9 protein-coding genes are annotated in these 8616 nt (G+C 60.4%); 3 read left to right on the top strand and 6 right to left on the bottom strand.

Annotated elements, in window-relative coordinates; all coding sequences use genetic code 11:
- From E5W87_RS15405 to E5W87_RS15395, 3 genes are all read right to left on the bottom strand, one after another.
- Window positions 1-1658 (bottom strand): bifunctional UDP-sugar hydrolase/5'-nucleotidase (locus tag E5W87_RS15405; protein ID WP_292398792.1); only part of this gene is annotated, 1658 nt, incomplete at its 3' end.
- A gap of 182 nt (window positions 1659-1840) precedes the next feature.
- On the bottom strand, window positions 1841-2212 hold the full coding sequence (locus tag E5W87_RS15400; RefSeq protein WP_292398814.1) for a hypothetical protein: 372 nt from the start codon (window positions 2210-2212) through the stop codon (window positions 1841-1843).
- A 196-nt stretch (window positions 2213-2408) separates the two neighbouring features.
- A complete protein-coding gene (locus tag E5W87_RS15395; protein ID WP_292398789.1) occupies window positions 2409-3854 on the bottom strand; it encodes a homospermidine synthase in 1446 nt (481 codons plus the stop codon).
- A 734-nt stretch (window positions 3855-4588) separates the two neighbouring features.
- On the opposite strand from E5W87_RS15395, the gene E5W87_RS15390 reads away from it, so the two are divergent.
- Complete coding sequence (locus tag E5W87_RS15390; protein ID WP_292398786.1) at window positions 4589-5014, top strand: nuclear transport factor 2 family protein; 426 nt, start codon at window positions 4589-4591, stop codon at window positions 5012-5014.
- A 255-nt stretch (window positions 5015-5269) separates the two neighbouring features.
- Here E5W87_RS15390 and E5W87_RS15385 read toward each other — a convergent pair whose 3' ends face one another.
- The gene (locus E5W87_RS15385; RefSeq protein ID WP_292398784.1) at window positions 5270-6319 is read right to left on the bottom strand and encodes a LacI family DNA-binding transcriptional regulator; all 1050 of its coding nucleotides are present in this window, start codon (window positions 6317-6319) and stop codon (window positions 5270-5272) included.
- A 191-nt stretch (window positions 6320-6510) separates the two neighbouring features.
- On the opposite strand from E5W87_RS15385, the gene E5W87_RS15380 reads away from it, so the two are divergent.
- Window positions 6511-6840, top strand: coding sequence for a hypothetical protein (locus E5W87_RS15380; RefSeq protein WP_292398781.1), 330 nt, complete (start codon window positions 6511-6513; stop codon window positions 6838-6840).
- A gap of 134 nt (window positions 6841-6974) precedes the next feature.
- Entirely contained in the window at window positions 6975-7418 is a 444-nt protein-coding gene (locus E5W87_RS15375; RefSeq protein WP_292398778.1) for a hypothetical protein, read from the top strand.
- On the opposite strand, the gene E5W87_RS15370 is transcribed toward E5W87_RS15375, so the two are convergent.
- Together E5W87_RS15370 and E5W87_RS15365 are read right to left on the bottom strand one after the other, a co-directional pair.
- A complete protein-coding gene (locus E5W87_RS15370; protein WP_292398775.1) occupies window positions 7415-8359 on the bottom strand; it encodes a DUF3445 domain-containing protein in 945 nt (314 codons plus the stop codon). The two genes, E5W87_RS15375 and E5W87_RS15370, sit on opposite strands and share 4 nt — an antisense overlap.
- A 61-nt stretch (window positions 8360-8420) precedes the next feature.
- Window positions 8421-8616 (bottom strand): aminotransferase class IV (locus E5W87_RS15365; protein WP_292398772.1); only part of this gene is annotated, 196 nt, incomplete at its 5' end.

Below are 8616 nucleotides of genomic sequence, written 5' to 3'. Positions count from 1 at the left end.
GGAGCGGGCGCAGCCTCGGCCGGCTTGGTCGGTTCCGCCGCGGCGGCCGCCGCGATCTCGGTGATGCGGCCATCGAGCTTCGGCGTATAGGGCCGATGCGCGCCGAGATAATCGGCGACCACCTGTTCGAGGCCCGGACCGTAGTCATAGGCGTTCTTGGCCTTGTCGGCGAACACCTTGTAGCCGTCGCCGCCCTGGCGCACATAGTTGTTGGTGGCGACCAGGTAATTCTTGTCCGGACTGATCGGGGTCCATGCGCCGCCTTCCATGACTTCAACCGACTTGACGCGCCCGGCATTCGGGGCCGCCGATTTGTCGAATGAATACTTCAGGCCGGCAACCTGCGGGAAGCGTCCGGCGCCGTCCTCGATCTGGCTGAGACCGTTCTCGAGCCCGGCAACCAGATCCTTGCCGGAAATCTGGAAGGTCGCCAATGTGTTCTGGAATGGCAGCACGTTCAGCACTTCGCCCATGGTGACGGTGCCCTGGTCGATCGAGGCGCGCAGACCGCCGCCATTCGAGACGACGATCTCGACGCCCTGGTCTTTGACGCGGTCGAGGACGGCGTCCGAGACGAGATTGCCCATCTCGCACTCGCGGGTGCGGCAGTTCTCACGGCTGCCGTCGATCGCCTTGGTGGTTTCGGCGACCTCCTTGTTCTTCAACGCCTCGATCGGTGCGCCGAGCTCCTTGATGCGGGCAAGCACTGCGGGATCCGGCGTGATCGACTTGTCGAGGTAGATCGGATCGCCGCTGGCTTGCTTGACGACGCCGTTGTCGTCGAACACGACCTTGAACTCGCCGAGATATTTCGAATAGGACGCCGCCTGGACGACCGGCACCTGGTAGCCGTCCGGATTGTCGACCATCGTCGGGTAGGGGCCTTCAGCCTTGGGGTCGGCGTTGGACAGCAGCGAGTGGCTGTGGCCGCCGACCACCACGTCGACACCTGGGATCTTGGCGATGACGTCGCGCTCGCGCTTGTAACCGATATGGGTGACCGCGATGATCTTGTTGACGCCTTCTCCCTTCAGTTTTTCGACCTCTGATGTGATCGACTTGACGTCGTCTTCGATCTTGACGTTAGGGCCTGGAGAAGCGAGCTCCGGCGTGTCGTTGGTGACCGCGCCGACGATGCCGATCTTCTGACCGCCGACCTCGATCACGACCGACGGTTTCACACGGTCACCGAGTTTGGATTGCGCGTTGGCCTCCACATTGGCGCCAAGCACCGGAAACTGGATCATGTCGAGGAACGGCGCCAGCGCCGCCTCGCCGTCGTCGAACTCGTGATTGCCGACTCCCATGGCGTCGAATTTCATCTGGTTGAGGAATTCGCCTTCGGTCTTGCCCTTGTAGGTTATGTAGAAGAGCGATCCCTGGAAATTATCGCCGGCGCTGAGCAGCAGCACGTTCTGGCCTTCCAGCTTCTTACGCTCCTGGACGATCGCCGTGATCAGCCGCGCCGCGCCGCCGATGCACTCGCCCTTGGTCTCCTCTTCGGCCGAGCAGGTCGATTCATATTTGTTGTTGCTTTCGATGCGGCTGTGCCAGTCGTTGATGTGCAGGATGTTCAGCGTGTAGTCGGCAAAGGACACGCCGGCCGACAGGCCAAGCGTGGACGCCGACAAGGCGGCAATGGCGGCGATCTTCTTCATCTTCGTCTCCCCGGATGACCTGTTTAACGCCCTTGCTTGACTGGAACATAACAGCCAGATTTTTGCCCATGTTCACATCGGGTTTCGGCCGATGCAAGCGGAATCGGGGGCAGCTTTGCCGGCGCAAAAAAGGACGGCGGCCTCAAGCCGCCGTCCTTTGCAAAAGCAGTTCAGCATAGAGCTCAGGTGCGTCGCGTCAGCACAAAATTCTGCCCGCTCGCGCTGGTGCAATTAAGCTGGGAAGTGGAGATCAACAGGCAGTTGAAGCTGATCGGCGTCTGGCGGATCAGCGAAGTGCCATGGATCTCAACCGAGGTGCCGCCGGTCATGGTGTAGCTGCCGTCGGCAAGCTTCTGGCCGGTATCGGTCGCGACGGTGTTGAAGCTGCCGCTGGCGAAAGTCGACAGGCCCGTGCCTTGCGCATCGATCCATGAGCCTTCGACGGGGCTCCGCGCGGCCAATGGCGGCCCGCCCGGGCCGGCGGTGGTGCACGCCGCCAAGGCGGCAGCGGCCGCGACAATGCCGGCCGAAAGCAATTTGCGCGCAATCGTCATCATCAAAATCCTCTCCTCTCGCATCGCCCCGAAAATCGATCCGATTTCGGAAAGCACGATGCGTACTTTCAAAGCGCTAGAGCGTACTTTGTGCGTCCAAGTGCACGCACGTCGCTCTAGGCCGCCCTCATTCAATCGCCCGATTTCCAGGCGATTGCAAGGCTGTGAGACATTGCTATCGAACGAGGATGTCGCACTATCGAATGAGGATGTTGCGGAATTGCCATGGGTCGTTTTTGTCGAGGTCTTCCGGGAACAGACCAGGGCGGTTATCGAGCGGCGTCCAATCGGTGTAGTAGCCCTTGATCGGTCCGAGATAGGGGGACTGCACTTCCAGGCAGCGCCTGTAGTCCATCTCGTCGGCCTCGACGATGCCGGCCTCGGGATTTTCCAGCGCCCAGACCATGCCCGCCAGCACCGCAGACGTGACCTGCATGCCCGTGGCGTTTTGATAAGGCGCCAGCTTGCGCGCTTCCGCCAGCGACAGTTGCGAGCCGTACCAGTAGGCGTTCTTGTCGTGGCCGTAGAGCAGCACGCCGAGCTCGTCGACACCGTCGACCAGTTCGTTTTCATCGAGCACGTGATGCACGGCTTGCGCTTTGCCGGCGGCGCCGAACATCTCGTGCAGCGACAGCACGGCGTCGTTGCAGGGATGGTAAGCGTAGTGACAGGTCGGGCGGTATTGAACCTTGCCCTTCTTGCCGCGCAGAGTGAAGAAGTCCGCGATCGAAATCGACTCGTTGTGCGTCACCAGAAAGCCGTATTGCGGACCGGGCGTCGGGCACCAGCTGCGCACACGCGTGTTGGCGCCCGGCTGCTCCAGAAAGATCGCGGCCTTCGAGCCATGCTTGTGCTTCTTGGCGTTCTTCGGCATCCACGTCTCATGCGTGCCCCAGCCGAGTTCTGCCGGCTGCAGCCCTTCCGAGATGAAGCCTTCGACCGACCAGGTGTTCCAGAACACGTCCATCGGCTTCGGCTTCTTGGTGCGCTGTGTGTCGCGCTCGGCGATGTGGATACCCTTGACGCCGGCCTTTTTCATCAGCTTGGCCCAGCCTTCGCGATCGTGCTGCGCGGGCTCCGAGAACTCGAGGCCAAGATCGGTGGCGAGGTTGACCAGTGCCTGTTTGACGAACCACGAGACCATGCCCGGATTGGCGCCGCAGGTGGAGATTGCGGTCGCCCCGCCGGGGTGCGCGTGCTTTTCTTCGATCATGGATTCACGCAGCGCGTAATTGGTGCGGCTGGCATTGTCGGCCTTGGCGTCGAAATAGAAGCCGAGCCATGGTTCGACGACGGTATCGATATAAAGCACACCCAGCTTGCGACAGAGCCGCATCAAATCCACTGAGCCGGTGTCGACCGACAGGTTGACGCAAAAGCCCTGGCCGCCATCCTTGGTCAGCAGCGGGGTCAGCAGCTTCTTGTAGTTCTTCTTGGTCACCGCATCCTGCATGAAGGTGATGCCGCGCTCGTCGAGCAGCTTGCGGTCGGTATCGCGTGGGTCGATGACCGTCATGCGCGACTTGTCGAACTTGAAATGGCGCTCGATCAGCGGCAGCGTCCCCCGCCCGATCGAGCCGAAGCCGATCATCACGACAGGGCCGGTGATCTCGCCGTAAACGGGCCAGTTTTCATTCGCCATTTATCGATTACTCCCTCAGATAGGCTGAAAAGCCGGGCAAACAGACGCAAAGCGAAGCATTTTTTTGCCCGACCGCCACGCGCTACAACCACAGATCATTGTCATAAACCAGTGAAAAGCGCCAACCGCGGCTATGCTGCGTTGGCGACGTGGTTAAGGCCGAAACCGTGGATGGGCGAAGCTCAAGATCGGCTTTTCTCGCTTCCGCAGCAACCGACGTCCGTTAGGCCGCAATGGCGGGGAGCCTATCCGGGCCTGGCGCAACCGTGATGAGGTCGAACGGATGTTCGCGGGGGCCGGAGCTTTCATCTTCGCACGCCGGACTGCACTAGGGATGGCATTTCGCCCGCTCCTGCAAACGCCCTCTCGCGGGAAGCTCAATCTCTTGGCTCTTGTCCTTCGATCAAAGTCTTGCGCTGAGCAAGCTGGTTGGCCAGGAAGTCGAGAACCGTACGAATCCGGGTCACGCGCCTGAGGTCCGGATGGGTGAGCAACCACAAGGCCGCCTCCATGTCCGCCAGAGGTCCACGCACCCGCCTAAGGTCGGGATCCTGATCTGCCAGGTAGCAAGGTAGCGCGGCCTTTGCGTCAGCACAGCCAGACCTCCAAGTTCGGAATCCTGTCAGCTTCATTCTTGCGGAAACTGCAAGCTCTGCTTTCATTCTTGCCGGGTGTTTTTGCAAATCATGAAAACAAATATAGGTCGTAGCACATAACCACGGAAGGAGATCGACATGGGTGCTCCCTCACCAGAACTCTGCAATCTGTGGCTGGCTCGCGCCTTCAATGCGCACGACGTGAGCGCAGCAATAGCAATGTATCATCCCGCCGCATCAATCGTTCAGGTGGATCAGGTTCACGGCGGCACAACGATCGCGCGCGGCGCCGACGCTATTCGCGAAACCATGGCCGCCTACGTCGGCATGTATCCGCATATGGATGTCGTCACACACCACACTACGATTGCCGGCGACTTCGCGATGACGCGATCGCAATGGCTGATTAAAGGAGTGGATCAAAATGGCGAGCCGATTGAAGTGCATCATCACGGCATGGAGGTGCACCGGAAGCTGCCGGATGGTACTTGGGCCTTCTTTATCGACCATCCCTTCGGCGCGGACCCCGATTGGGCGGTCGAAGCGCCACCAAGAACGGATTAGGCTTGCCGGCCTTTCAAAGGCTCCGTGCTTGGCACGGACGCGTCCCTTCGGGATCTGGCTCCATTCGCTGTGTGCACAAATGCGGTAACTTCCGTTCGATCCGCCCATACGTTCAAAGCCGCTTGCACAGCACGGCGAAATACAGATCGTCACGCTTGGATGACCAAAAGCGAATGTCGCCAAGGATAGGCTTCAGTCTCGCCGGTGGCTGAGTAACCGCGGCGTGCACACCACGCCAGCAACGCGCGCGCCCGTTCAGCGGATTTTTGCCCTCGGCGCGGCTGTGGACGCCCGAACCACCAGTTCCACGGGCAGAACGACTTGGCGGGGCGGTTCATTGTCAAGAACCATGCGGGCGGCGAGCCTGCCTTTTCCGATCACGTCTTGCGCAATAGTCGTCAGCGGAGGCGTGGTGCGTGCGGATTCGGCAGTGCCATCGAAGCCAATGACCGATACGTGGCCCGGCACCTCTATGCCGCGCCGAACCGCCTCGTCGAGTATTGTGATCGCTTGCCAGTCCGACATGGTCAGGATTGCGGTGGCTTCCGGCACATTGTCGAACACCACCGCTCCAGCAGACGGATCGCCCGGCGTCGTCTCGATGATCGGGACATCGTCGATCGACAAATTCGCCTCTGCCAAACCCTGTTTGAAACCTTCGAGCCTTTCGTCGTCGAGCGGGAAGCCGGCCAGAAGCGGGCGCTTTGCCTGTCCGGGCATGTGAACGATCGGAGGGCCCGGAGTTCTCCGTATGGATAAGATGCCAAAATGCCGGTGCCCCAGCCCAGTCAGATGCCGGACGGCAGCAACCGCGCCACTTCTGCCGTCGATCTTTATCGAATTGATGTCGGGACCTGCATCGCTTTCGAGAATGACGAAGGGCAGGCGCCGTCGTTGTGCCGATGTTATGAGACCGATGTCCGCGCTGTGACCAAGGATGAAGCCGTCAACGAGGGCCTCGCGGATGCTGGCGAAGCGCGTGTTGTCGGTGCCGTTCACAAGGCTGAGCGTCGTTCCGGCCTCGTCGCAGGCAAGCGAAACGCCCAGCACCAGCTCGCGGCCATAGGGGCTTCTCATCACCTCGGCGATGGCATAGGCGCCAGGCGGCATGAAGCCGATGGCATTGAACTTGCCGTCCCGCAGCAAACGTCCTTTCGGGTCGGGGCCACCAAACCCGAGCGTTCGCGCGGCCGCTTCGACGCGCTCGCGCAATTCAGGCCTGACCAGCTCTGGCCGGTTGAAGACATTGGAAACAGTTCCCCGGGAAACTCCGGCAGCCTTGCCGACATCAGCTAGGGTTGGCATTGGCGGTTCACTCGTTTCTTCAGTTAGACCATAATTTGGAGCGCTCCAAGAATTTTGTTGACTCGAAAGCGGAAAAGGCGGATCGTTTTTCTTGGAGCGCTCCAAATTGGTATATATGGCATTTTTTGCAACTTAAGCACCAGTAAATTGCAAATAGCCTGGTCACAAAGGCCAAGCCAGTGGAGGGAGTCATGGCAGAAACCAATATTTTTCCAGCCTCGCTTATCGGTAAGACTTTCGACTGTGTTTTCGGTCCGTTCGTACCTCGGTTGACGTTTTTCTCGCCGGAGGAATTGCATGTGCAGGCGTCGATCGGAGCTGTCGAAATTGACGAGGTGGTCAAGATCGACATGACCAGCGTACGCCCGAACCTCGTGCTCATGAGCTGGACGGAGCAGAGCGGCAACTTCATCGTGCAGTTGCAGGATCATGAGAACGGGATCGTCCATAATTATGCGCGCCTGGCCGACGGGCAGCTCTTCTGTGCTCAGGGCGCCATTCAATCCGTTGCAATGGCGTGACGCCGCCGCGCTGCCGTCCAGCAAAGTGCGGCATCGGCCTGCGGCCGACATACTGCTGGTTCCTCGTTGAAGCACTTCAGACGCCAAATTGCTGAAGTGCCGTCATCGATTTCGCTATGAAGGAGGAAAGTGCGATGGAACTTGCCTACGACAGTCATCTGCTTGCCCGAATTCTCCTTAGTGTCGCGACCGTGGGCTACGGTGTGGCGACAATCAAAGCCGACTTGAATGCCACACACGCCACCAATCCGCTGTGGACCCCGCACGCCCGGTTTCACGTCGTTTGGCAGGTGCTGAGCTACACCGGAGTCGCGCTGATTGCGCTGGGGCTTATCTGGATTGGAGGAGCACTCGAAGCCGAGCGGCTCTATCTCGCCGGGGGATTGGGCGTCGCCATGTATGGAGCCTTCTTCGTAGCCATGCTCTCACGACCGATCTATGGCGGCGTGCTCTACGACGAGAACGGCTATCTGCCATTTCGACCGCCGTTCGGACCGGCGGGCTGGCGATGGGATGTCAACGTCACGGTCTTTACCGCGATGTCCGCGATCCTGCTGCTAGGCCTGGCCGCGATCTAGGGCAGCGCCAGCGCCTTGAGCCGAGCGATTAGCCGGTCACGGTCTGCCGTCATACCCTTGTAGTCGAGCTGGGCTTCGTCCAGCGCCAGCAGTTGGTCGGCGAAAGATGCGGCGAGCATTGCCCGGTCGGGGTGGCGCGCCAGCACAATGAGCGGGTCGAGATGGATCCGGATGGTGAACAGGATGTCGCGCGACACGGGAAGCTTCCTGAGCGTCTGTCGCTCGACGCGAATGAAGGCCTGGGCGTCGATGTCGTCACCCGGGAATATCGATGGACGGTTGGTGGTGCGGTCGATGCGCTCGAGGTCGGAAAGCGGATGGTGGAGCACGTCGCCCGATTGGATTGACCAATTGTAGCGCTCGACGGCCTGGCCCTGGAGACCGTCGAACATGCGGTTGATGAGATCGGCCGGGCGTGTGCCTGGACCAAAGCCCGGCACCGGTGCATGGATTTCCTGCAGCGGCCTGCCGAATTTTTCGATCAGCGACCATGACGAGGGAAAGCACAGCGAACCGGCGACCAGACGCCAGCCGCTTTCGTCCCGGCGCATCAGAATCAGGTCTTCCTGGACAAGCAGCGAAGCTGCGACGAGCGGCGCATTGCTGAAGCCGCCGGCAATGCCGTCACCATGAAAATTGCTCGGAGTACCGATCACCTCGAGCCCTGTCCCGGAGCGCTGGTAGACTTCAGGAAATTTCGCCACAAGATGCGCACCAAGCAGATCGAGCACCTCGCGCTGAGCCTCGCGCGTGCCCTCCTCCTCGACGAAGACCCTGTCGGGAATTTCCGCATAGAGCCGTCGTTTCTCGGCGAGATAGGTCAGCAGACGCCGGTCGATCTCGATCCATCTATCGGGGTCGAGCGGCTTTAGCCCGATGGTGAAGAGTTTTGATGAACCGTCATAGGGTGTGTGGGGCGGCGGGGTCTGGCGAAAACTCATGTTTTTTTGAGGGGCGTCCTATGCGGCGGCGGTCATTCTCGCCGTGAATTCGGGTTGCGTTTCAGCCCAGTCGTGCCGGGATCAATCCGCGCAGTGAATTGCCGACGAACAGCGCCTTGGCCGACTTCAGATCATCCAAGGTGTAGATTGCTTCGCGGGCACGACCTTCATCCAGCAATTCGCCACGCAACACGCCAGGCAGCAGGCCGCAATCGAGCCGCGGCGTTGCCAGCACGCCGTCGCCGAAATCGGCGAAG

This window comes from Mesorhizobium sp. (assembly GCF_004962925.1).
Taxonomy (GTDB): Bacteria; Pseudomonadota; Alphaproteobacteria; order Rhizobiales; family Rhizobiaceae; genus Mesorhizobium.
Note: the sequence above shows the minus strand (reverse complement) of the source record. Positions and strands in the feature narration are given on the sequence as shown.